Genomic DNA, 23857 nt, shown 5'->3' with positions numbered 1-23857 from the left:
GATTATAAGAATGATTAGAAGAGCGGGCTGATCGAATGGTCAGCCCGCTTCCGTTTAATTTGTTGAAGAACAGCGACACGCTTCGTCATCTTGACTTCGTTATTTCTTCCAACTCCCATGCTTCCTCGTTTGCTTACTCCACATGGAGATCGCTTTGTTGCGAGCTCTCTTGTCGATGAGGTAGCTCGTTTTATCCTCGACATATTTATTCTCTTGCTGCTGGGTAACATATTGCTCCCACCGATCACGCGGCAGCGACCCGTCGGCAAGCGCGGCGAGAACGGCACAGCCCGGCTCGGCTTGATGGCGGCAATCTGTAAATCGACATTGCGTGAACCATTCCTCCACATCAGCAAAGCTTGTGCGTATCCCTTCTTCGGCATGATAGAGCCCAAGCTCACGCATTCCTGGCGTATCGATGACCATCGAACCGGAAGGGAGCATGAACAGCTGACGGTGCGTTGTCGTATGCCGCCCTCGGCTGTCGACCTCCCGAATCGCTTGAACCTTCATGACTTCTTGTTCCATCAACGCATTGAGCAGAGACGATTTGCCGACGCCCGACATGCCGAGGAAGACGATGGTTTGACCTGGCGTCAGATAGGTAGCAAGCTCGCTTAGCCCCAGACCTGTATGGCTGCTAATTGCATGCACTGGCACATCAGGGACTGCTCGTATGACTTCTAAGAGCGGCACAGAGCAATCCTCAACAAGATCCGCCTTGGTCAGAATGACGACCGGTTGGCCGCCGCTTTGTCTTGCTTGTGTTATATAGCGCATAATACGTGGAATGTTAAAATCCCAGTTCAAGGAAGAAAGAATAAACACATAGTCAAAGTTCGTTGCGACGACTTGTTCCCGCACGGATTTGGCATAGCCTGCGTCATGCCCGGAGTAATCCGCACGCGAGAATTTGGAGCGGCGAGGCAGTACTGTCGTGATTAGAGAGTCTCCGCTCTCGTTATAGTGCAGCAGGACAAAATCTCCGACACACGGAAAATCTCCGCGATCTTCCGCATTGTAATAGAACGACCCTTTGAGTACCGCCGTTACCTCGCCGCGCTCGGTCATGACCGTGAAGCGCTCGCGCCGAAGCTCCGTCACCCTGCCGGGCAGGCAGCCGTCTGGACTTGCTTCTATTTCTCTGAATCCATAGCTTTTCAAATCTATCATGATTGATGTTAGCTCCTTTATTGTTGTTGTTGGACGCAAAAATGCCGCGGTCAAGCAGCCTCTACAGAAGCTGCTGTCGCGCGGCATTAGGACGCAAAAAAGATACGACCCTTAATCGTATCCTGCAAACAGCAATATTCACGAAAGGTTACTTTAGATGGCATACCAAATAAAACGGTCTCTTCCCGCTCTTGTCACGTATGCCTGCTATTCAGTTCTAAGACCAAACCACCGTATAAGTAGCTGCCATTAAAACACATCTCCCTTCGTGTAAGGAACTCGCTTATCACTAAGCTTTCTATAAAATAATCTATTTTGGTAAAATAATCAATATCCAATAGTGCCGAATTTGTCTAATAAACCGCTGATTCATTTATTGTATTGACCACATTTTGACTATAATTGGTGGTATTAGTTACGTTAGAGAAAAATGTATTTTAGCTACTATGGAGAGCTATGTACAGAGGTCTATGACCTTACGAAACCTGTAGGTCATTCTTTGGGTGGTTATATAGACCGAATTACAACGTCTAGCGCTCCGTTGGTATGGCATAGAAGAATTTAAGCTCGTTTAAGAAAGCATCGGCTTTGTGGATGTGGTTGTATCCGCTGATTACGAATTCGGCAAAGCACCAACCAATGGCAAACAAAGTTATGTTTATGAAGCGATCCGAAAGTAAATAGATGACGGTTCTTGGCTTGCTGCTGTAATCATGAAAAAACACCTTCAAGTCTCCCATGTTCGATAGGGAGGTCTTGAAGGTGTTCATGGACGATCTTCGGCGGTCACCTCTGTCTCTATACATTTGCTCTTCACGTTCGATAAGCTTGCTGCCGCAATCGGAAGTAAGCGGTGTACGCCACAGCTTCCTCAATATGAAGAAACGGGCCGCGGAGAGCCCGAGCTATGAAACGTAGAAGTAAACCGGAGGAGTGTCGGAGCTAAGGACTCTAGCCTCTAGGTGCCCACATACTTTGCCAAGCAGGAAGACACAATGATGTTCATGCTGCAACCTCGAAGGCTGCTTGATACGTTAGTAATAGCGGAGGTGCAATGAATGAGCGTTAAATGTGAAAAAGCAGTCCGTTCGCTCGCAACGGGGCTGCTGATGTTGATGATTTCTGTACTTCTTATGATGGCGCTTGCGGGATGCGGTTATGTAGTAACGAAGGAGAAACCGAAGCCGGTAGTGATGCAGCAATCTACCGCTAGAGAGACGAAGCAGGGAGATTTCGTGTACCGGCTTATTGTGGTGTCGCCGGGTGAGGAAGCAGGAGCGAAGCCGAGGCTTACGGCCGAGCTGGAGTATGTCGGGGATCAGGACGAAATTACGATCTATCATGCAGCATCGCCGTTTTCTTTTTTTCTGAAAGAGACGACTCGCGGCTACGACATCGGCTATATGATGGATCAGCCGCTTATTGGAACGAAGCTGTCACGCGGAGAGCCGTTGCAAGAGACTTACAAAGGCGGCGGCTGGTATACGGAGCAAGACAGCCAAGACTATATCGATTTTGTGAAAGAGCTTATGAAGACAGGCTTTCCGTCCGGCCAATATGAGGCTTCCGGTCAAGCCGGTTTTTATACCGAGGAGGGCGGGAAGAAGCAGGACTATAAAATTAAGAATGATGTAACGTTCACGGTCGATTCATAGCATATGCGCATGGAATGAAGGCATTTTGGGGAAAATTGTCCCCAAATGCCTTTTTATCGTTCGTCAGAAGGTTTACAGTGCGGGTCCGGCAACGGTATGATTTGATTTGTGCATAACATTTCCACCTTCATTTATTCCGATTGTACTTATAGGAGGTCCGCATCATGAATTCGCGTTATTTGGCGGTGCTGTCGCTTGCCGTTATGGCCTGTGGCTTTATCGTCACGTTAATCGTACCGGAGACGACATTCGTCTTCATTCTGCAGGGAGGCTTCGAGGCGGGGCTTGTGGGGGGCATTGCCGACTGGTTCGCGGTTACGGCGCTGTTCCGTCATCCGATGGGCATTCCCATTCCGCACACGTCGCTGCTGCTGCGCAACCGGGACAAAATCGTTCGAGCGCTCATTTCGGCGCTTGAGAACGAGCTGCTGAACAAAGAGAGTATCGAGAATCGGCTGCGCAAGTTAAAGCTGCTTCAACTGGCCGGACGGATGCTGACGAGATTAGTCGCAAGACGGAAAGTGCGGACCGTTGTTATTGGGGAGCTTCTGCCGATTGTGGAGCGGCTTCCGCTTGAGAAGGCGGCAGAGCTGATCCAATCAGCTGTCGTGAATGTTGTACAGCGGACGGATATGAAGTCATTAGCCGATAAGCTGCTGACGACGGCAATGGAGAAGGGCTACGATGAGATGGTTCTCGATTATGTGCTTGGCGAGGCGCATGGCTGGGCGCAGCGGCCAGAGACGCGCGTGTTGCTTGGGAAAATTGCTGCCGAGAAGCTTGGCGAGGTGAAGATGGGCGGCTTTATGGGCTTTGCTGTACAGGCGTTCGCGGGCTTTATGGATGAGGATAAAATAGGCGGCATGCTGCAAAATATGCTCGTTTCCGGCATCCGGGGGTTGAAAAGCGAAGACAGCCCTCATCGCGATGTCATAATGCGCGAAATTCGGGTAAGACTGTTCCAGTTCGCGGAGGACGAGGCGGCAATCGGCCGCATTCAGGAACGGCTGCAAGGCATGGTACAGAGCGAGGATGGCCGAGCGTTCCTCCTGGCGAGGCTGGAGGAGCTTCGCTCGCTTGCGCTTGAGAAGCTGGAGGAGCAGCGCCAGAGCGGCGGAGAAGCCTTCTTCAAGCTCTATGCTTCGATTGTACGGAGCCTTAACCGTGATCCGGAGCGCATAGCGGACTGGGAGAATAAGCTGCTTAATTATGCCATTCATCTGGTCGAGACGAACCATTTCCGAATCGGCCAGCTGGTGAAAGAAAATTTGGATCAAATGGATGACGCCGCGCTTGTGAACATGCTGGAGAACAAGGTCGGCAACGACCTGCAGTGGATACGCGTTAACGGAGCGTTGTGCGGGTTTATAGTTGGCATTGTGCTGGCCCTGGTTCAGCTTTAACCGTCTGGCAAGCGCCAGGGTCATTTTGGTATAAAGCATGAGTCATGTTACAATGTGACCGAAGCAACACAAGGAAGCGAATAAGGAGGCCCATCATCTGATGAGCGAGGAACAAAATATTTTTAACGAGGACGATCTGGTGGCGCATCTGGTCGAGAAGACGAAGGTCGCCGAGGACAAAATTCGATTGGTGCTGAAGTATGAGCAGGCGTTTATCGATAAAGCCCATACGAATGCGCGCGGTGAAGTGGACATCGACAGCGACGAGCTGGTCGACTACATCTTGAAGCAGCGCGATGTGAAGCTGGACGAGCTGGCGGTCGAGTCGATTCTCGATACGGAGATGCAGTATTTGCTTGACAACGGTTACGCACAATACGACGAATAGGCTCTGAATAGGATTTCAAACGGCGCTATGAGGCGCCGTTTTTTAGTTGCGGCAATCGGACAAACTTAATTACATTTCCAATCCCTTCCGTTATAATGAGAGATAATGCTTCATGACAGGGAGAGATCGGCACATGGTTACAATGGATTCAGGATCGAATGATCGGACGGCGCGGCGATTATCGTCGATTCAACAACGTATAGTTACAGGTTGTTCGGCTGTTATGCTGCTTGCCGGCTTATTGACGGTATATCCGGAGCAGGCGTCGGCAGCTAATCGGCCGAGCTCCTGGGCCTTTGAGGACGTAAGACAAGCCATGCATATGGATCTGATTCCAGACGGGCTGCAGTCAGATTATCAACAAGCGATTACGAGAGCTGAGCTGAGCAGTGTAATCGTCAAGCTGTACGAACGGCTTACAGGCAGTAAGGCAGCCCTTCCGGCAACCAATCCATTCAAGGATACGAAGGACCCGAACGTGCTTAAAGCTTATGGGCTAGGTATAGTTGGGGGCATCAGCGCAACGAAGTTTTCTCCGGATGCGCTTGTTACGCGCGAGCAGCTTGCGGTTATGCTGTACAGCACGTTAACCAAGTCGGGTTTGAAGGAGAAGCTCGCTGGCAGTGAGCCAACGGCTTTTGCGGATGGCAGCTCCATTGCGGCTTGGGCGGCTGAGGCGGCGTCGAAGCTGGCGGGAGCTGGCATTCTGAAGGGGACGCAGACGAAGGAAGGGCTCAAGTTCCAGCCGAAAGCGAACGCCTCGCGGGAGCAAATTTTTTCGCTGGCCTATCGAATTGCGGATAGCTTGGGTCCGGTGTATGTGGGCAGTGAATATGGATTGTTGGATGCGATCGAGCTTAGGGATAGAAGCTATATCTTCACAGATGCCCGTACGAAAAAAATATACGACGAGGCAGCCCGCATTGTCAGCGAGCTGGTCAAGCCCGGCATGAGCGACTTCGAGAAGGAATTGGCGATTCATGATTACATCGTGCTTCATGCCGAATACGATTACGATAACTATCTTGCTGATACGATTCCAGATGATTCTTACAGCGCGTATGGAATTTTGTTCCACGGTACCGCTGTATGCCAAGGCTATGCTTATGCGGCGCATCTGATGCTGGAGATGGCCGGTATTGATTCGCAGATCGTGACAGGCACGGCCAATGGCGGCGGTCATGCATGGAACAAGGTGAAGATCGACGGCGAATATTATAATCTCGATGTCACCTGGGATGATCCGGTGCCGGATAAGCAGGGACGGCTCGTATACAACTATTTCAATGTGACCGATGAGGAGCTTGCGAAGGATCATATATGGCAGCGCTCGAATTGGCCGGAAGCGACGTCGACGGCTGCGAGCTATTATGAGAAGATGGGTATGGTTGTGCACAGCAGCGATGAGCTGCACGCGAGAATTGCATCGGCAATTAACGCCCGTCAGATGAGTGTCGAGCTCAAGGCTTCCTACGACGGGAATGAGTGGGCTGACATGGAGGCGGCTCTTGAGTCTTTTTCTAATATTTTGGCTGAAGTATCCGTGTTTCATTCTGTGGATAAAAGAGTGATCCGGCTTACATTTACGTACCTTTAATAAACAATTGCACGAATGCTGCAACGGCACGTATAATTTAAGTTATATGATTAGGGCGCAGACGGCGCTTGGCTCGGCATTGCTGTCGATATAGTAGGAGGGAATGACATGCAGTACATTAGTACTAGAGGCAAGGTTAGCGGGATCGGCTTTATTGATGCATTTCTTATGGGATTATCTACAGATGGAGGTTTGCTCGTTCCGGAGCAAATTCCGACCGTATCCGCTCAGACGTTGAAGTCGTGGTCGAAGCTCTCGTATCAAGAGCTGACGCTGGCGATTTTGGATTTGTATACGAATAATGAAATTCCGGCAGACGACCTGAAGAAGCTTGTAGCGGACAGCTATTCGACGTTCCGTCATCCGGAAGTCACACCGGTGACGAAGCTGAAGGACAAGCTATATTTGCTGGAGCTGTTTCACGGTCCGACGTTCGCGTTCAAAGATATCGCTCTCCAATTTATGGGCCAGCTGTATACGTACGTCTCGCGCCAACGGAATTTGCAAATTAATATCCTTGGCGCAACGTCCGGCGATACAGGCGCTTCGTCGATCGAAGGCGTTCGCGGCAAGGAAGGCATCAACATTTGTATTCTCCATCCGCATGGCAAAGTAAGCAAGGTGCAGGAGCTGCAGATGACGACGGTGCCGGAGGATAACGTGCTTAACCTTTCGGTACACGGCAACTTCGACGATTGCCAGCGTATCATTAAAGATCTGTTCGCGGACATTGATTTCAAAACGAAAAACAACCTATGCGCGATTAACTCGATTAATATCGTTCGGATCATTGCGCAGACGGTATATTACTTCTACTCGTTCTTCCGCGTTCAAGAAGAGACAGGCGCTGAGCAAGTAAGCTTCAGCGTACCGTCGGGCAACTTCGGCGACATCTTCGCGGGCTATCTTGCAAAGCGTATGGGTCTGACTGTTGACCGTCTCATTATCGCGACGAACGAGAATAACATTTTGGAGCGCTTCGTTGATACGGGCGTTTATAAGCCGGACAATTTCCGTGTGACGCATAGCCCATCGATGGACATTCAAGTTGCAAGCAACTTTGAGCGCTATCTGTACTATGTGCTGGGCGAAGATGCGGCAGCGATCGACTCTCTTATGAACGCGTTCCGGGCAGAAGGCAGCCTGTCCGTATCGGAAGCGGTGCAGGAGAAGGTTCGTGCTGAGTTCGGCGCTTACGGCGTTAACAACGACGAATGTCTCGATACGATCAAGCGTTACGAGGCGGCAACAGGCTATATTCTTGACCCGCACTCGGCATGCGGCGTAGTGGCAGCAGAGCAGCGCGGCGGCTCGGATGGCGTTATCATTTCACTCGCGACGGCACACCCTGCCAAGTTCGATGAAGCGGTGCAGTTGACGGGCATTAAGCAGTCGTTCCCGGCAGAAATTTCCTCGCTGTTCGACAAGCCGCAGCGTCAGACGATCGTCGATGGCGATACGGCTGTCATCGTGCAGCAGCTGGAGCAATTTTTTCATCAGCGCGTGTAACTCGCGCTAGAACGATAAAGGTATCATCCCGGATGGGGTGATGCCTTTTTTTTGGCGCGCGCCACGCGAGATAGGTGCCGAAAAGCACCTATTTCACCGCACGCAGCGTAGCCATCTCGAGTGTGTCGGTCCGCCGCTCCAGTTGGGCTTGTACGGAGGATGTAGGGCGCCTCCGACTCAGGTCGGGTTTTGTGCTGAATGCATTTACAATGATGAAGCTGTGGTGTTAAGCTGATTGCAGCAAAGGCGTACGTACACAGCCAACAGAACCAACATTTATTAGGGGGATCAATTGATGACTACGAGGCGTAATTATGGCATCATCGCCATTGCGGCGGGCATAGTCTGGCTGCTCATTCAAGCCCAAGCGACGGATGGGCGATCCTATGCGGAACCGGGCAACATTTTCGCTTACTTCTGGCCGACGTTGTTCATTCTGCCCATCGGGATATTTTTTCATGTCGCCTATTTATACAAAAGAACGAAACCATCAGCAGGGCTGCTCATTCCCGGAGGCATTCTCGTAATTACAGGCCTGACATGCCAGGCGGGCATGCTGTTCGACGCATGGGGCACGGTATGGCCGGGCTTTATGCTTGCGGTTGCATTCGGATTGCTGGAGTTTTACATTTTCGGCTATCGGCTCTTTTGGCTGCTGCTTCCGGTATTTATTCTTGGCAGTTGCGCGATTTTGTTTTTTGCACTGCTTTCGCTCGGGACCCTCGTCTCGTTTAACGGCTTGCAGGGCTTATCGGCATCGTTCATCGTCGTTGGTGGACTGCTGCTGCTATTGATGCGCTCGACGGGTAGTCACGACGAACAGAAGTACTAGTCCATTCTTTCATAATCCCCGTATCTGCGGTACAGCGGCTGCGGGGGTTATTGCATTTCTAGCCTAGCTGCAGGGCATACCAAAAAAATCCGACCTCAACGCCAGTTATTCGGCGCAAGGTCGGATTTGTTCGTTTAATAGCCGCGCACGTATGGTTCCGGAATTTCGACTGCGGCGCCTGTCGCCTGTTGGGCGTGCAGCGCCCAGTAAGGGTCGCGCAGCATGCCGCGTCCGACGGCAACAAGATCGCAGTCGCCGCTTGCAACGGCGAATTGCGCTAGCTTCGGCTCGTCGAGCAGACCGACGGCGATGACCGGCAGCCCGGTCGCTTCCTTCACGGCGCGAGCCATGTGAAGCTGATAGCCCGGATAGATGCCGCCGCCAAGTCCACGCGGATTAGACGACGTGCCGCCGCCGCTCGAAATATCAAAAATTTCGACGCCCGCCTCCTTATACTTCTTGCACAACTCAACGCCATATTGAAGATCGTAGCCGCCTTCTCCGTAATCGGCTGCCGATACGCGCATTTGGAGCTTCACATGCGATGGCAGCACGCTCTTGACGGCTTGAATAATTTCGATGCCGAACCGGGCCGGATCGTCGCCGTAGATGTCCGTCCGGTCGTTCGTGCCCGGCGAATGGAATTGGTGGATCAAATAGCCGTGCGCGCCATGCAGCTGCACCGTATCGAAGCCCGCCTTCACCGCGCGGACGGCAGCGTCCCGGAACAGCTCGACCATTCGCTTCGTCTCGTCGGTCGTAAGAGCACGAGGCTGCTTGTACTCGCTGCTGAACGCGACATTCGTGGAGCTGACAGGCTGCAGCGCGTCAGTTGCTTTGCGTCCGGCATGGGCGATTTGAATACCAATCTTCGTATCATATTGGTGCACGGCGTCAACGATTCGAGCGTATGCCGGGATGTGGTCGTCGGACCACAAGCCGAGGCACTGATTCGAAATTCGTCCGTCAGGCTCTACATTGGTCATTTCCACATTAATGAGTCCGACGCCGCCAATGGCGCGAGAAACGTAGTGGACATAATGCCAGTCATTCGGCTTGCCGTCCTGCGCCGTAACGGAATATTGACACATTGGCGGCATTACGATTCGGTTCTTGAGCTCGAATCCATCCATCTTGAACGGCGTACCTAAATTCACGGTCATCCTTATGTACCTCCGAAATTATTATTTATTGGACCTCATCAAAATATCTCTCCCAGAAGAGCCATATCTAATGGGATCGAATCTGCTTCGAAATGCACGACTCATTCTGTGCAAGCTTCGACACAGTTTATCTATGTCCATTATAGACCCTAAAGTTTATCGGTGTATATGGATTTTATTGATCAAAAGGATTGTCAGCCGCACTTTAGGTGTGGTATCTTCCTTAGCATCAGATGAGATCCATAATAACCCATACATAGGAGTTGAAATCGAAATGTCAAGCGCCACGGAAGCTGGCCGGCTTCGAGCGGTTACGACCGCAACGGTTTATTCCATTCTGTTCGCAATCAGCGCGTCGCATATGCTGAATGATGCGATGCAGTCTGTCGTTACCGCACTGTTTCCTGTTATCCAAGAATCATTAACATTGAGTGATATCCAGCTGGGCTGGATTGTTTTTACGCTCAATATGACCTCTTCCGTTATGCAGCCTGTCGTCGGGTTGTATTCGGACAAAAGGCCGATGCCGTTCATGCTGCCGATCGGTATGGGACTTAGTCTTGCCGGGATGGTGATTCTGGCATTCGCGCCGAGCTTCTGGACGCTGCTCGGAGGCGTAATTCTGATCGGTCTTGGCTCTGCTGTCTTCCATCCGGAAGGGTCGCGCGTCGTCCATTTCGCCGCTGGAGGACGTAAAGGATTGGCACAGTCGATTTATCAGGTCGGCGGTAACTTCGGTCAATCGCTTGCGCCGCTTATGACGATCTTTATTTTTCTACCTCTCGGTCAGCGGGGAGCGATCTGGGGCACTATTATCGCATTAATCGCGATTGTACTGCTCAGCCGTGTTGCGCCGTGGTATCGGACGCAGCTTCGCGAACATGGTAAGCCGCAGAAGCGGACCGGAGCATCAGCGGCTTCTGCTAACCCAATGAGCCGCAAGGCTATCGGCTGCGCGATGCTGCTGCTGGTCTTGATTGTGTTCGCACGCTCGTGGTACTTTTCGGGTATATCAACGTTTTATCAATTTTTTGCTGAGGATCAATACGGGATGTCGAAGAAAGCTGCACAGGTGCCTGTCTTCCTGTACATGACGGCCGGCGTTATCGGTACGTTCTTCGGTGGTATTCTGGCGGATAAGATCGGGCTGAAAAAAATGATCGTGCTGTCCGTCGCAGGCGCTGCCCCGTTCGCGCTATTACTGCCGCACGTATCGCAGCTTTGGATTTATCCGATGATGTTTATCATCGGCTTGATTCTACAATCCGGCTTCTCCGTCAGCGTCGTCTATGCCCAGCAGCTGCTGCCTGGCAATATCGGGATGGCGTCCGGCCTTATTACGGGTCTTGCGTTCGGCATGGGTGCCGTCGGCGCCGTCGTGCTTGGCAATATCTCGGATGCGCTTGGACGCGCTGACATGATGCTGATCGCGAGCTTCCTGCCGCTGCTCGGCCTGCTCGCCTTCTTCCTGCCGCGCGAACGAAGCGCAGTCGCCAAGAACTCATAATTATCGCATATACATACGTCCGTACAAAGCCTGTTTGGCGTTGGCGGACTTTTTTTATCCACATTATGATTGGTCCGGATTATAATGGGATCTATAATTTACTTCCTATTTCAGCACAGAAAGAGCGTGGTGATATGGCAGTAACGGTTGTGACGGGATGTTAGGTCTAACCCAATTGAAGGAGCTGGCTCAGCGAGACGGTCTCACGGTGGCGCTGCCGTATAACATTGGCTGTGGGCTTGCGAACGGCGATTGGAATATTATAGAACCGATGATTGCTGAAGTATTCTAGAATTATGCGGTTACGTTGTACAAGCTGAACGGATGATAAGGTGAAAAGGGGAGAGGACATGACTTCGCAAGCTCCAATCGTAATTGAGAGGCTGGATCATTTCGTATTGACGGTGAAGGATCTGCAGCGCACGATTCGTTTCTATGAGGATGTGCTCGGGATGGAGGCGGTCACGTTCGGCAATGGGCGGCGAGCTCTTCAATTCGGACGACAAAAAATAAATTTGCATGAGCAGGGCAAAGAATTCGAGCCGAAGGCGGCCTTACCCGCGCCGGGTTCTGCCGATCTGTGCTTCTTGACTCCGACGCCGCTGGCGGACGTCATTCGACATCTGCATGCTTGCAGCGTGAAGATCGAAGAGGGGCCAGTAAGACGTACTGGCGCGACAGGACCGATTGAATCGGTCTATGTACGCGACCCGGACGGCAACCTGATTGAGATCTCGAACGAAGTAACTGAGTAACGGACGAATCGAATAAGGACAAGGGCTCACCCAAAGTCAAGCTGCCTTGACGGGGTGAGCCCTTTCGAATTATATGAATAAGTTCGTACCAGCCTTGTCTGCTTGGCCGAGATAGTAGCCAACGCCGCCGACGGTAATGCCGTCAATTAGCTCCTCGCGCTTGATGCCCATGACGTCCATCGACATCTGGCAGGCGACGATTTCGACGCCTTGTCGCTTGGCCGTATCCATCAGTTCCTCAAGCGATGCGATGTTTTTGCTCTTCATAACCGCGCGGATCATTTTCGGTCCAATGCCAAGCATTTGCATGTTAGACATCGGGAGCTTCTTTGAGCCCTGCGGCATCATCCAGCCGAACATCCGCTCAACGATCGTCTTCTGTACGGGAGGAGCAGAAGCTTTGCGAAGCATGTTAAGTCCCCAGAAGGTGAAGAACATCGTCACCTTCTTACCGGCTGCTGCCGCTCCGTTCGCCAGAATGAAAGACGCGATCGCTTTGTCGAGGCTTCCATCGAAGACGATAAAGGTCGCACCGTCTTTCTCCGGCTGCGGTGCTGCTGCGGATACGGCCGCTGAGCCTGCGGCGGCTTGTGCCAAGCTGCCGCCCGCTCCGTTCTTACGAAGCGTTGCCGTAATGACGCCGCCTTCTTGGGCAAGATCTACAACCTCATTGCGAGTCATCTCGCTCCAAGCGCGAATGTCCTCATAGAAGCCGGGGTCGGTAGCTTTAACTTCAAGAATACCGCCATAGGCCAGCTTGTCCATGGCATCCTTCACTTGAATGAGCGGGCCCGGGCAGCATAAGCCGCAGGCGTCCAGCTTGGCTGGCGCCGCATTCGATGCCGAATTGGTTGTGTCGCTGTCCGCTGCTTTGTCCACTGATGCGGGACGGTCCGCAGCGCCAGGACCCTTCGGCGAGAACAACGTCGCTTTGTACGTCCGGTAACCGCCGGACAGATTGCGGACGCGGAAGCCGTGCTGTGCTAGAATGCGCGAAGCGGTATATCCCCGAAGCCCAACCTGACAGAACACCCAGATCGTCCGCATCCGATCGAGCTCGTTCAGTCGGCTTCGCAGCTCGTCCACCGGAATATTGACCGCACCTGGAATAGTGCCATTGCCGAATTCGAGCGGTGTGCGGACGTCAATAAGCATGGTTGAGCTCTGATCTCGTTCTTCGAGATGTTCCGTATGGTACACGTCTGTCAATCCGTTTAGTACATTCTCAGCCATGTAACCGGCCATGTTGACCGGATCTTTCGCAGACGAGTATGGAGGCGCATAAGCGAGCTCCAGCTCGGTCAGATCGGTTACGGTACCGCCGAGGCGAATCACGGTCGCTATTACGTCGATTCGTTTGTCCACGCCTGTAAACCCGACAGCCTGAGCGCCGAGCACGCGGCCATCCTTGCCGAACAGCAGCTTCATCGACATCGGTGAGGCTCCGGGATAATAGGAGGCATGCGGCTGTGGATGCAGATGGACGGCCTCGAATTCGATGCCGATTTTACGAAGCTCACGCGCATTCAAGCCCGTAGAAGCACCGGTTAGATCGAATACTTTGACAATCGAAGTGCCTTGCGTTCCTTTGTATGTCGTCGGCAATCCGCTTATAATATCGGCAGCTATCCGCCCTTGCTTGTTGGCAGGGCCTGCCAGCGGGATTGCAACGGGATTCCCTGTAATCCAATGGGTTGTCATTACGGCATCGCCTACAGCGTAGACGTCTGGCGCGCTCGTCTGCAGCCGCTCATTGACGATAATATGACCGTCGCTGCTAAGCTCAATACCGCTGCCGGCAAGGAAGCCGGTATCCGGCTGTACGCCGGTCGCTAACAGGATGAGTCCCGCCCTCAGCTCGGTTCCATCGCGAAGCGTCAGCACAGACTCGCCTCCAGCTTCACGTATGCGCGTAACGGATTGGTTCAGTGCCAGCGTAACACCGCGGCGATCCAGCTCCTGTTCGAGCAGTACGGCCAGCTCAGAATCGAACGGCGCCAGAATGTGGGGGCCGGATTGTACGAGCGTCACTTCAAGGCCGCGCTCACGAAGATTTTCCGCTGTCTCGACACCGATGAAGCCTCCGCCGATGACGACAGCGCGGGTTGACGGATTCGAATCCAGATGCGACATAATCCGGTCCATATCCTTCAAGCTGCGCAGCGAGTAGACGTTGCTGCAACCATTCAGCCCTTCGATTGCAGGACGGCGAGGCTTAGCGCCGGGTGACAGAATCAGCGCGTCGTAAGTCAGGTCGTAGGCGGTACCATCAGCTTGTCTTACCGTTACGCATCGTTTCGCGGGATCGACGGCTATCGCCTCGCTTTCCGTCCGCACGTCGATGCCGAACCGCTGCTTCATCGCCGCCGGCGTCTGTACGAGCAGCTTGCCGCGGTCAGCAATCGTGCCGCCGATATGGTAAGGCAGGCCGCAGTTCGCGAATGAGATATGCTCGCCCTTCTCTAACAGTATAATTTCCGCTTGCTCATCCAGTCGGCGAAGACGGGCAGCAGCTGAAGCGCCTCCCGCAACGCCGCCAATGATGACAACCCGTTTAGGTTGATTGTTCAGTATCGTCATGGTGTCCTCCTAAAGGTGTTGTATTGTCTATTTGTTACCTACTCTTCGGCGGCAGTGAGCGCTTGTACAATTCGTTTCACACGCTCATCCTTAATCCGGTACCGGACCTCCAGTCCGCTTCGCTCCGCCTCGATGATACCGGCGGCACGAAGCTTGGCCAGATGCTGAGAGACCGTTGACTGTGGCAGCGACAGACACTGCTGCATGTAAGATACGTTACAGCTCTCCTTATTCAGCAAACCGTTTACAATGCACAGCCGCACCGGGTGGCCAAGCGTTTTGAGCAGCTCCGCTGTATCGTAGAACGATTGAATATTCGAATCCATTCGATCAATTCACCGCCCTCATTTGTAATAATATTAAGATCATTTTTGAATCGCTATATCGTAATATTATAATATAGCGTTGTATATTGCAAGAGTTACATCGAACAAGCTCGAGAATACCAACGACGAGAGGTTCGAATGGACTATACCACAATGACATAAAAACAACGCTACAGCGAACAAGATGTTACTGAGGTCCCCTCCAAATATGGACTTCACTTTTTTGATACGGTACGAAAACCGCAGAATCATGCAGATACGACGTGGAAACCAACTATTTGCAGATGAAGAAGGGTTTAAACCCATCATTTTGTCTGAATATGACCGATCGTGATGAGTGGACTCCGTTTACAGCCGCCATGGATTCCCATACGATTAGTTCAGTTTCCGCTTGATGGGAACGCGAATGTGCAGAAGAAGAAGGGACAGATGCAGCATGAGTAAAATAGCAGCGGCCAATCGGACGACAGCGTTGGCAGCATTATCAGCAGGACTTCCGGCGTCCGTTGTCGATTATGAGCGTACGTTCGAGGCCGCCGCGATGGAGCAGACGCAGAGTCCGCTTCGGTTTTTATGGACGCTTTACCAAGGCAATAGGATGAACCTGTTATTATCGCTAATCTTCTTCATGATTAAGCATTCGCCGGTTTTTATTCTTCCTATTGTTACGGCCAACTTGATTAATATTGCGACGAATCCGTCGGCCCATTCGACTCAGGAGCTGTGGGTTAATTTTATTGTGCTCGGCGTATCCATCGTACAAAACATACCGACAGCGCATTACTACACATCGTTTATGAGCCGGGCGATCCGCCACGTCGAAGCGGGACTTCGCAGCGCGCTCGTGCGCAAGCTCCAGCAGCTCTCTATTACATACCACCGCGAGCTTCAGGCAGGCAAGCTGCAGTCGAAGGTGCTTCGCGATGCGGAAGCGGTAGAGGGCTTGTCGAAGCAGCTTATGTCTTCGTTCCTCCCGTCGATCATTAATATTATCGTTGCATTCATTCTGACAGCTCGCAACAGCTGGACGGTATCGATCTTTTTCATTATGACTATCCCGGCCTCTGTACTTGTCATTTACTTGTTCCGCCGCAAAATTGGGCATTCGAACCAAGAGTTCCGCCGCGAGATCGAGCGTATGTCCTCCCGCGTATCGGAGATGGTCGAGATGATTCCGGTTACGCGTGCGCACGGTCTGGAGAAGGTCGAGATTGATAAAATGGATTCTACGCTCCGTAAGCTGCAGGGCAAAGGATATCGTCTGGACATCATCGAAACGTTCTTCGGCTCGTCGAACTGGGTGCTGTTTCAGCTGTTCCAGGTTGCCTGCCTCGTCTTCACGATCTATCTGGCGTATAATGGCGACATTCCGGTCGGAGACGTTGTGATGTATCAAGGCTTCTTCGGCATGATTCTCGGTTCCGTCACGGCGCTGTTGAACGTTTATCCGAATATTGCCAAAGGCTTCGAATCGATTCATTCCATTCGTGAAATTCTCCGCTCGCCTGAGATTGAGGACAATACCGGCAAGCTGAAGCTATCGGATATCGCGGGCTCCTTCTCGTTCCGCGATGTGAAGCTTGTCTATCCGGGGAATGAGCATCATGTGCTGAGCGGCGTGACACTGGAGGTGAAGGAAGGCGAATGCATTGCATTCGTCGGCGAATCGGGCGCTGGGAAGTCGACCGTGCTGAACCTTGTTACCGGCTTCTTGACGCCGACCTCGGGGCAGGTGCTTGTCGATGGGATCGATCTGACGACGGTTAACCTGACGACGTACCGCAAGCATCTGTCGGTTGTGCCGCAGACGACCATTTTATTCTCGGGGTCCATTCGGGATAACATTACGTACGGTCTGCACAATATAACAGACGAACAGGTGAACCGTGTCGTCGAGATGGCGAACTTAACCGAGATGATCGAGCGCCTGCCGCAAGGACTCGATACGATTGTCGGTGAGCATGGCGGCAAGCTGTCCGGAGGCCAGCGCCAGCGTATCGCAATCGCACGCGCGCTCATTCGCGACCCGCGCGTCATCATTCTGGACGAAGCGACTTCAGCGCTCGACAACCAGTCAGAGCATCATGTACAGAAAGCGATGCAGCAGCTGATCAAAGGGAGGACGACGTTCATTGTGGCTCATCGGCTGTCAACGATCCGCGATGCCGATCGGATCGCGGTCATGAAGCAAGGACGCATCGTTGAGGTCGGAACGTTCGATGAGTTGATGGCAGCGAAGGGCGAGTTCTACAATTTGAAGCAGCTTCAGCTGTGACGGCTATTTATCTCCCGCCTATTACGGTGCAGCGCTCACGATCGAGAAGGGCGGGATAAGGAAGCGGCTATTCGCTTGAGCGAATGGCCGCTTTGTTGGGCAGTTGAAGCTTGTATCCTTGCTTAGCTATTTCTTCTTTTGAGAAATTCAATTCCGAACAACAAAATGATTGCGGTGACAATCACGATAGAGAATATATCTGTAGTGTGATCCTTATATGCAGTGTAGATTATATCGATAATGTGAAAGATAAATAAGAGAAGAAAGATAAGAGCTGTATACCTTTTCATAACAATCATCCTTTCAGCATCCGTTCTCAGCATAGTTAATCGGTTTGACTTAAATATACAAAATCCTCTTTATTTAGAAAATAACTTTTGTAGACCATACAGCCAGTGTATATTAAAGCCTCGCTGCCAATGTGCAGTGAGGCTTATTTGATGTTTGAGTAAGCTTGAACATGTCATTGTTACAATTCATTTGCCATATTTGATTATTGGCATAATAAATATAATATGGGTAATTTTATTCGCTCCTACATATAATCTGCAATGGAATTAGTGTAGGCATAAAATATTCAATAATTTCCATCTTGCACCATCTTGCTTTGCATGCTTCGCAGATTGCATTTGGGAATGAATAAAGTCCGAATGGTTGCGAATAGTCTGGTTGAAGGGGGTGGGACTTTGGAAGTGCTGTTTTTGGCTTGTCTCATCGGCGGAGCGCTGTATACGACCATTGCGGTCATCTTCGGCGATATTATCGGGCAAGCGCTTGATGGAGCGATGGATTTCTTGTCGTTTGACGGTCCTCCTTGGCTCAATATGAGCGCGTTTGCCGGCGCTGTAACCGCATTCGGCGGGGCGGGCTTGCTGTTGGAACGTTATACGTCGCTTGGCATCGTAATGGTTGTCATCGCTGCCTTGCTGGCCGGCATCGTTGCCGGATTTATCGTCTTCTTCGTCTATATCCGGCCGATGGATCGAAGCGAGAATTCGATCGCCTTCTCGACCGCTGATTTGACCGGCTTGTTGGGGGAGGTGCTCGTTCCGATACCGGAGAAGGGCTGCGGAGAGGTGCTCATTAAGGTTAGCGCAGGCGTTACGAATCAGATTGCGGCAAGCTTCGACGGACAGCCGATTGATGGCGGCTCGCGGGTGGTCGTCGTTGAGATTCAAGACGGAACGCTGCTTGTATCGAAGGTAGAAATGCCATTGCTGGATGATGAAATAGAGAGGAGAGTATAAGATGCCAGATTATTTGATTATTCCTGCTATTGTCGTTGGAGTGCTGATCATACTCGGCCTCGCGTTCTGGGCCCGCTACAAGACAGTAAGCCCGGATGAGGCGATGCTCGTCACCGGTTCCTTCTTAGGCGGACGCAATACGATTGTGGATGAATCCGGCCGCAAGGTCAAAATTATTCGCGGCGGCGGTGCTTTCATCCTGCCGATTTTTCAGAAGGCAGAGTTCTTGTCCTTGCTGTCACATAAGCTCGATGTTTCGACCCCAGAGGTTTATACAGAGCAGGGGGTGCCGGTCATCGCCGATGGAGTTGCCATTATTAAAATCGGCGGAGCTGTCGAGGACGTCGCGACTGCCGCTGAGCAATTTCTCGGCAAGCCGACGGAGGCGCTCAAGAGCGAAGCGCAGGAAGTGCTCGAAGGCCACCTGCGTGCCATTCTCGGTACGATGACCGTCGAGGAGGTATATCGCAACCGGGATAAGTTCGCGCAGGAGGTGCAGGGCGTTGCAGCCAAAGACTTGAAGAAGATGGGGCTGCAAATTATTTCCTTCACGATCAAAGATGTGCGCGACAAGCATGGCTATCTCGACGCGCTCGGTAAGCCGCGTATTGCCGCTGTGAAGAGGGATGCAGAGATCGCTGAAGCAGAAGCGATTCGGGATGCACGCATTCAGAAGGCGCTGGCGGCAGAGGCGGGACAGAAGGCGGAGCTGCTTCGCGATACGAACATTGCCGAAGCGGAGCGGGATAAAGAGCTGAAGATTGCTTCCTTCAAGCGCGACCAGGATACAGCCCGTGCGGATGCGGACCAAGCTTATGCTATTCAGGAAGCCCGCGCTAAGCAAAGCGTTGTAGAGGAGCAAATGAAGGTAGAGCTCGTCCGCAAAGAACGGGAGATCGACCTCGAAGCGAAAGAAATTTTGCGACGGGAGAAGCAGTATGATGCCGAAGTGAAGAAGAAAGCGGATGCGGACCGTTATGCCGTCGAGCAAGCAGCGGAAGCAGATAAAGCAAGGCGTTATCGTGAGGCAGATGCACTGCAATATAAGATTGAGGCTGAGGCGAAAGCGAATGCCGAGCAGAAACGGCTGGAAGGTCTTGCGATCGCGGAGGCTGAACGGGCTAAAGGTACGGCAGAAGCTGAAGTCATCCGGCTGCGCGGTCTTGCGGAAGCAGAGGCGAAAGAGAAGCTCGCGCAGGCGTTCGAGAAATTCGGAGAAGCGGCCGTGCTGGATATCATCGTACGAATGCTGCCTGAGCTGGCTGCTAACGTCGCTTCGCCGATTGCCGGTATCGATAAGCTGACCGTAGTTGATACCGGCCACGGAGAAGGTGCAGCAAGGCTGAGCAATTATGTGACGTCCCTCATGGCTACCGCGCCGGAGATGCTGAAGAACGTGTCTGGCATCGATCTTAACTCTTTAGTGCGGGGCTTGACGGCCAAAAATTCTCTCGTTAGCGGAAGCAATGCCGCTACCGCGGCGTCTTCAAGCGGAGATAGTGAACTGAACTCATAAAGGATCATTCGACAGCCGCCAGATGTCACTTTTGAAATCTGGCGGTTTTTATTGTGAATACTCATGCTGCTTACGAGTCATTTTGAACGTTGTCATTGAGCAGAACACGATCGACGAGCGCGTCGTTAACACCCCCTCCGCAGTGTGTGTACAACTAGCTGTGCATTATATCGTCCCTGCTACGGGGTGATATCGATGGGCACCTAAATCAAGCGGTCGCCGGAGCATCGGTGCTGATAGGTGCCGAAAGGCTAACAACCGAAAGTGTGCCGTTAAAGCGCCGCCGTATTAACTACAGTGCCGCTAGCGCGTTTGCCCCAGTAATAGACGAATCAATGATTCGTCTATTGAAATTAACCAAACAAAACTATATAATGTCTATGTCTTAGCACAACAAATCGGAGGAATGTTTGGTGAATGAGCTAACTGAGAGGTTCTGGTCTGCCGATTTGGCAGATTTGAAACGAGGATATACGTTTGATGAAGCATCGGGCTCGTATATTTGTCTGCGGTGCGGTGAGTCGTTTGAGGAAGGCGCTGTCTATCCGATAGGGGGACGTTGGTATGAGGCACGCAAGGCTGCGCAGGTGCATGGCTCCGAGGCGCATGAATCGATGCTCGCCTATTTGCTAACGCTCGATAAGAAGCAGACGGGCTTGACCGAGCTGCAGAAAGAGCTGATTAGCATGTTCGCTGAAGGTCTGCAGGACGCGGACATCGTCAAGCGGACCGGGGGCGGCAGCACATCGACGATTCGCAACCATCGGTTCGCACTGAAGGAGAAAGCTAAGCAAGCGAAGCTGTTTCTCGCCATTATGGAGCTGCTGGAAGAGCAAGGCTTGGGCGGCCCGAAGTTCGTACCGATTCATCGAACGGCCAAGCAGATCGACGAACGATATGCTCTGACACAGGAGGAGTACGATGAGCTGATTGCCCGTTATTTGCCGAATGGTCCTGATGGTCCGATCGAGTCGTTCCCGGTTAAGCAGAAACGGAAGCTTGCGCTCATTCGCCATATGGCCGGATATTTCGAGCGCAATCGACGTTACTCGGAGGCGGAAGTGAATGAACGGCTAAAGCGGTTTAGCGAGGATGACTATGTGATACTGCGGCGTTATTTGATTGATTATGGCTTTCTGGACCGTAAGGATGATGGAAGCGAATATTGGGTACAAGGATAGGGGGAATGAACAAGATGGACCATCAGAAACGAAAAGAATTGGTTGAGAAATATCAGGATCGTAAACGGGAGATGGGCGTATTTCGAATCGTACACATACCGAGCGGTACAGCTTTTATTGGGTCATCGCTTAATCTTGAGGCGGCATGGAACCGAGAGAGATTTCAGCTTAATCTCGGCGCGCATCCGTGCAAGGCGATGCAGGAAGCATGGAGCCATGATGGCGAAGAAGCATTCCGGTTCGAAATCGTCGAGAAGGTGAAGACAGAGGACGACGTCCGCTATGATTATAAAGATTTGATTACGCCCGATGGCTTGCAGCGCGCCAATCCGAGGAAGTATCGGGAGCAGATTGAGGCGCTTGAAGCAGCCTGCCGGGAGCTTGCGCAGCACGAGGGAGCTAAGCTGTTTAATGCATAGAATTGAACACGAAACGAAGCAGCCGGGTAGACGATCGTCCTATGACTAGAGCTACCCGGCTTTTTTACGCATTGAATGTCAGTCATTAGTCCTAATGATGGATAATTAGACCTTATACACCCCTTTTCGTTTTATTTTCGCTATGGCTTCTTTACGGCTCGATACCCCCAGCTTCTTCAAAATTTTGTTCATTTGATTTTTGACCGTACTATGGGATTTGAACAGCTGCTGCTCAATCTGTGACATCGACATGCCTTGCTCGACTAGTTCAAAAATATGCCGCTCCGAAGGGGTCAGCTCCTTCAGCTGTTCTTCTACCCGGAGCCTTCGGTAATCGTCCAGCAGCAGAGACAGCGGTGAAAAATCGCGGTGAAGCGAACGAATTGTTCCGGGAAGCTCCTTATAGTTCTTCTTGGCTATATATTGCACAGCGCCAGCAGCGAACGATTCGGTAACGATATGTGCATCCGTCATCGAGGTAAGCATAATGATGTCCGGGGGGGCGGATCGCGCGCCCAGCTCGGCGGCTGTTTTGATTCCTCCGTTCTGGTCATTGCCCAGAATGACGTCGATCAGTACGATATCTGGCTTCAATTGATCGTACAACCGAATTGCCTCTTCGTAATGATCGGCAGTGCCTACAACGAGAAATTCCGGCTCTTCATTCAGCATCTGGGTCAAAAGCTTCAGCCAATGCGGATCATCTTCGACAATCATCAGCTTCAAATGATCCATTCTTCTTCCTCCCCTCTATACGATGAAAAGACTATATCTGATACAAAAAGTAACACACTAGACTAATATACTCAATAGATAGGTTGTCATGATTCACTTGGATGGGGTAGGACGATTCGTAAATTTTTGTTATTGTTAGTATTAGGTGAGGTGGAACATTTATAGATAAATAGCTCGTTCATAGCTGCTGGCCGATGAAAGCAAGGAATAAACGAAGGATGGTAGCCATGCTTATTACGTTAGCCATTATTGCCGTAATGTTTACATGCTTGCGCATTTCCACCTATGCGTATCACAGGCAAAGCAGATGGACGGCAGTTCTGTTAAGCGTGTCGATTGTGGACGTGTGGATCGGCCGTCAAATTCCGACATGGGGGGAGTGGTTATATCCCGAAGAGGCGGCATTCGCCGAGCATCTTTCCGAAACGGTATTGTTTTTGGGAAGGTATGTGTTTGCAGCTTACGCATTCTGGTTCATTCATGAATTAATCGGCAGCCAGTCCAGACGCAGTGCTGTGATACAGATGGTATTGTTGCTTGTTTGCGCGGCGTCCGGGCAAATGCTGTTCAAGCCGCTCATTGCTGAATTTATCGGAAGCGGCGTACACCTCGTCTTCTCACTCTACATTTGCTGGCAGGCGGGTAGGCATGGCGGCATATTCTCACATTCCAATCAGTCGAGCGGTGTGGGCTATATCGTGCCGTCTGCGGTGCTGTACTATTTGCTGTACGAGAAAGCGCCGTTCCTCATTAGCCCCGACGAATGGTATCTGGCGCTTCATGTACCGCTGCTCTATTGCTCGATCTACTGGATCATTTTTCCTTGTGATGGAAGGCTGCGGAGAAGAAGAGTACGGCTCAATGAACCGGTACATGGCGTAGCGGTATTGCTTCATACAGTGAAGAATGAAGCGGTCAAAATGTCACTCGTCTACGACCGCCTCATGGTAGAACCAAGCTTCCGCGAGAAGCAAGCGAGTGAAAATTTGCATATTTTGCAGCATTCCTCCGAGCATTTGCTCGATATGGCGGAGAGGATGTCGGCAGGCTCTATACAGCCAATGCAATTGGTTGAGCAGCCTTGCCGCTTGACAGAGCTGCTGGAGGAGGCGCTGCGTCAATGTCGGCCGTTATGGGACGAGAGCCGGTCGATTGAGATTGAAAGAACGTATGCACTCGATCCTGTCATTAAGGCTGACCGGGTGCATTTGAAGGAAGTGCTGATGAACTTATTATGCAATGCTGCCGACGCGATTGTGAAGGATGGCTGCATTCAGCTCGGCATTGGGTCGGCGCCCAAAGGAGGAATTGTCGTAACGGTGCAGGATAATGGACAGGGCATTCCGAAGCGGCTGCACCGGTATGTATTTTCCCCCTATTTTTCGACGAAAGGCGGTAAATCACGAAGCTACGGTCTTGGCTTATGGTACAGCAATCAGATTGTAAGAAGAAGCGGCGCGGCGATGAGCTTCGAGAGCGAGGAAGGCCAAGGCTGCACGTTCCGGATTACGTTTCCGAAGCATAAAGTCGTCCGGGTAAGTGAGGAGCCAGAAGGGCAAGAATAGCACGTGAATATCGATTATCGAGCTTTAGGGG

21 protein-coding genes and 1 pseudogene are annotated in these 23857 nt (G+C 51.7%); 17 read left to right on the top strand and 5 right to left on the bottom strand.

Features of this window, described 5'->3' with window-relative positions; all coding sequences use genetic code 11:
* Positions 1-99: 99 nt before the first annotated feature.
* Positions 100-1173, bottom strand: a complete 1074-nt coding sequence (gene rsgA / locus PXY01_RS09995) for a ribosome small subunit-dependent GTPase A (RefSeq protein ID WP_127569704.1) — start codon at positions 1171-1173, stop codon at positions 100-102.
* Between the two features lie 515 nt (positions 1174-1688).
* Here rsgA and PXY01_RS23290 point away from each other — a divergent pair.
* The 8 genes and pseudogenes from PXY01_RS23290 to PXY01_RS09965 all read left to right on the top strand — a co-directional run.
* Positions 1689-1853: pseudogene (locus PXY01_RS23290) on the top strand (class I SAM-dependent methyltransferase); the annotation flags it as partial.
* Positions 1854-1935: 82 nt separating this feature from the next.
* Complete coding sequence (locus PXY01_RS22320; protein ID WP_164744372.1) at positions 1936-2091, top strand: hypothetical protein; 156 nt, start codon at positions 1936-1938, stop codon at positions 2089-2091.
* A 140-nt stretch (positions 2092-2231) separates the two neighbouring features.
* A complete protein-coding gene (locus PXY01_RS09990; protein WP_127569703.1) occupies positions 2232-2828 on the top strand; it encodes a hypothetical protein in 597 nt (198 codons plus the stop codon).
* A 164-nt stretch (positions 2829-2992) separates the two neighbouring features.
* On the top strand, positions 2993-4231 hold the full coding sequence (locus tag PXY01_RS09985; RefSeq protein WP_127569702.1) for a DUF445 domain-containing protein: 1239 nt from the start codon (positions 2993-2995) through the stop codon (positions 4229-4231).
* A 100-nt stretch (positions 4232-4331) separates the two neighbouring features.
* Entirely contained in the window at positions 4332-4619 is a 288-nt protein-coding gene (locus PXY01_RS09980; protein WP_127569701.1) for a hypothetical protein, read from the top strand.
* A gap of 133 nt (positions 4620-4752) precedes the next feature.
* On the top strand, positions 4753-6216 hold the full coding sequence (locus tag PXY01_RS09975) for an S-layer homology domain-containing protein (RefSeq protein WP_164744371.1): 1464 nt from the start codon (positions 4753-4755) through the stop codon (positions 6214-6216).
* Between the two features lie 108 nt (positions 6217-6324).
* On the top strand, positions 6325-7725 hold the full coding sequence (gene thrC, locus PXY01_RS09970; protein ID WP_127569699.1) for a threonine synthase: 1401 nt from the start codon (positions 6325-6327) through the stop codon (positions 7723-7725).
* Between the two features lie 295 nt (positions 7726-8020).
* The gene (locus PXY01_RS09965) at positions 8021-8557 is read left to right on the top strand and encodes a hypothetical protein (protein ID WP_127569698.1); all 537 of its coding nucleotides are present in this window, start codon (positions 8021-8023) and stop codon (positions 8555-8557) included.
* Between the two features lie 134 nt (positions 8558-8691).
* On the opposite strand, the gene PXY01_RS09960 is transcribed toward PXY01_RS09965, so the two are convergent.
* Positions 8692-9720: an NADH:flavin oxidoreductase/NADH oxidase gene (locus PXY01_RS09960; protein WP_127569697.1), complete on the bottom strand. Its 1029-nt coding sequence runs from the start codon at positions 9718-9720 to the stop codon at positions 8692-8694.
* A gap of 274 nt (positions 9721-9994) precedes the next feature.
* Between PXY01_RS09960 and PXY01_RS09955 the strand changes: the two genes are divergently transcribed.
* The 3 genes from PXY01_RS09955 to PXY01_RS09950 all read left to right on the top strand — a co-directional run bounded on the left by PXY01_RS09955 (position 9995) and on the right by PXY01_RS09950 (position 11982).
* Positions 9995-11227, top strand: a complete 1233-nt coding sequence (locus PXY01_RS09955; RefSeq protein WP_127569696.1) for an MFS transporter — start codon at positions 9995-9997, stop codon at positions 11225-11227.
* A 157-nt stretch (positions 11228-11384) separates the two neighbouring features.
* On the top strand, positions 11385-11519 hold the full coding sequence (locus PXY01_RS23050; protein WP_262385086.1) for a macro domain-containing protein: 135 nt from the start codon (positions 11385-11387) through the stop codon (positions 11517-11519).
* Positions 11520-11577: 58 nt separating this feature from the next.
* On the top strand, positions 11578-11982 hold the full coding sequence (locus PXY01_RS09950) for a VOC family protein (protein ID WP_218028219.1): 405 nt from the start codon (positions 11578-11580) through the stop codon (positions 11980-11982).
* 69 nt (positions 11983-12051) lie between these two features.
* On the opposite strand, the gene PXY01_RS09945 is transcribed toward PXY01_RS09950, so the two are convergent.
* On the bottom strand, positions 12052-14562 hold the full coding sequence (locus PXY01_RS09945; protein WP_127569695.1) for an FAD-dependent oxidoreductase: 2511 nt from the start codon (positions 14560-14562) through the stop codon (positions 12052-12054).
* A 38-nt stretch (positions 14563-14600) separates the two neighbouring features.
* Positions 14601-14888, bottom strand: a complete 288-nt coding sequence (locus tag PXY01_RS09940) for an ArsR/SmtB family transcription factor (RefSeq protein WP_127569694.1) — start codon at positions 14886-14888, stop codon at positions 14601-14603.
* A gap of 436 nt (positions 14889-15324) precedes the next feature.
* Between PXY01_RS09940 and PXY01_RS09935 the strand changes: the two genes are divergently transcribed.
* From PXY01_RS09935 to PXY01_RS09915, 5 genes are all read left to right on the top strand, one after another.
* Positions 15325-17163 carry an ABC transporter ATP-binding protein gene (locus PXY01_RS09935; RefSeq protein WP_127569693.1) on the top strand — a complete coding sequence of 613 codons (1839 nt, stop codon included), beginning with the start codon at positions 15325-15327 and terminating at the stop codon, positions 17161-17163.
* A gap of 692 nt (positions 17164-17855) precedes the next feature.
* Positions 17856-18410, top strand: a complete 555-nt coding sequence (locus tag PXY01_RS09930) for an NfeD family protein (protein WP_307719374.1) — start codon at positions 17856-17858, stop codon at positions 18408-18410.
* A gap of 1 nt (position 18411) precedes the next feature.
* Positions 18412-19926 carry a flotillin lipid rafts scaffold protein FloT gene (floT, locus tag PXY01_RS09925; protein ID WP_127569691.1) on the top strand — a complete coding sequence of 505 codons (1515 nt, stop codon included), beginning with the start codon at positions 18412-18414 and terminating at the stop codon, positions 19924-19926.
* Positions 19927-20339: 413 nt separating this feature from the next.
* The gene (locus tag PXY01_RS09920) at positions 20340-21107 is read left to right on the top strand and encodes a DUF2087 domain-containing protein (RefSeq protein WP_127569690.1); all 768 of its coding nucleotides are present in this window, start codon (positions 20340-20342) and stop codon (positions 21105-21107) included.
* A 14-nt stretch (positions 21108-21121) separates the two neighbouring features.
* Positions 21122-21526: a GIY-YIG nuclease family protein gene (locus PXY01_RS09915; protein WP_127569689.1), complete on the top strand. Its 405-nt coding sequence runs from the start codon at positions 21122-21124 to the stop codon at positions 21524-21526.
* A 105-nt stretch (positions 21527-21631) separates the two neighbouring features.
* Here the strand turns inward: PXY01_RS09915 and PXY01_RS09910 are convergent, their stop codons facing one another.
* Positions 21632-22261, bottom strand: a complete 630-nt coding sequence (locus PXY01_RS09910) for a response regulator transcription factor (RefSeq protein ID WP_127569688.1) — start codon at positions 22259-22261, stop codon at positions 21632-21634.
* Positions 22262-22488: 227 nt separating this feature from the next.
* Here PXY01_RS09910 and PXY01_RS09905 point away from each other — a divergent pair, with 227 nt between their 5' ends.
* Entirely contained in the window at positions 22489-23826 is a 1338-nt protein-coding gene (locus tag PXY01_RS09905; RefSeq protein WP_164744370.1) for a sensor histidine kinase, read from the top strand.
* The last annotated feature ends 31 nt before the right edge of the window (positions 23827-23857 follow it).

It is taken from the genome of Paenibacillus xylaniclasticus, assembly GCF_004001065.1.
GTDB classification, from domain to species: Bacteria; Bacillota; Bacilli; order Paenibacillales; family Paenibacillaceae; genus Paenibacillus_T; species Paenibacillus_T xylaniclasticus.
Note: the sequence above shows the minus strand (reverse complement) of the source record. Positions and strands in the feature narration are given on the sequence as shown.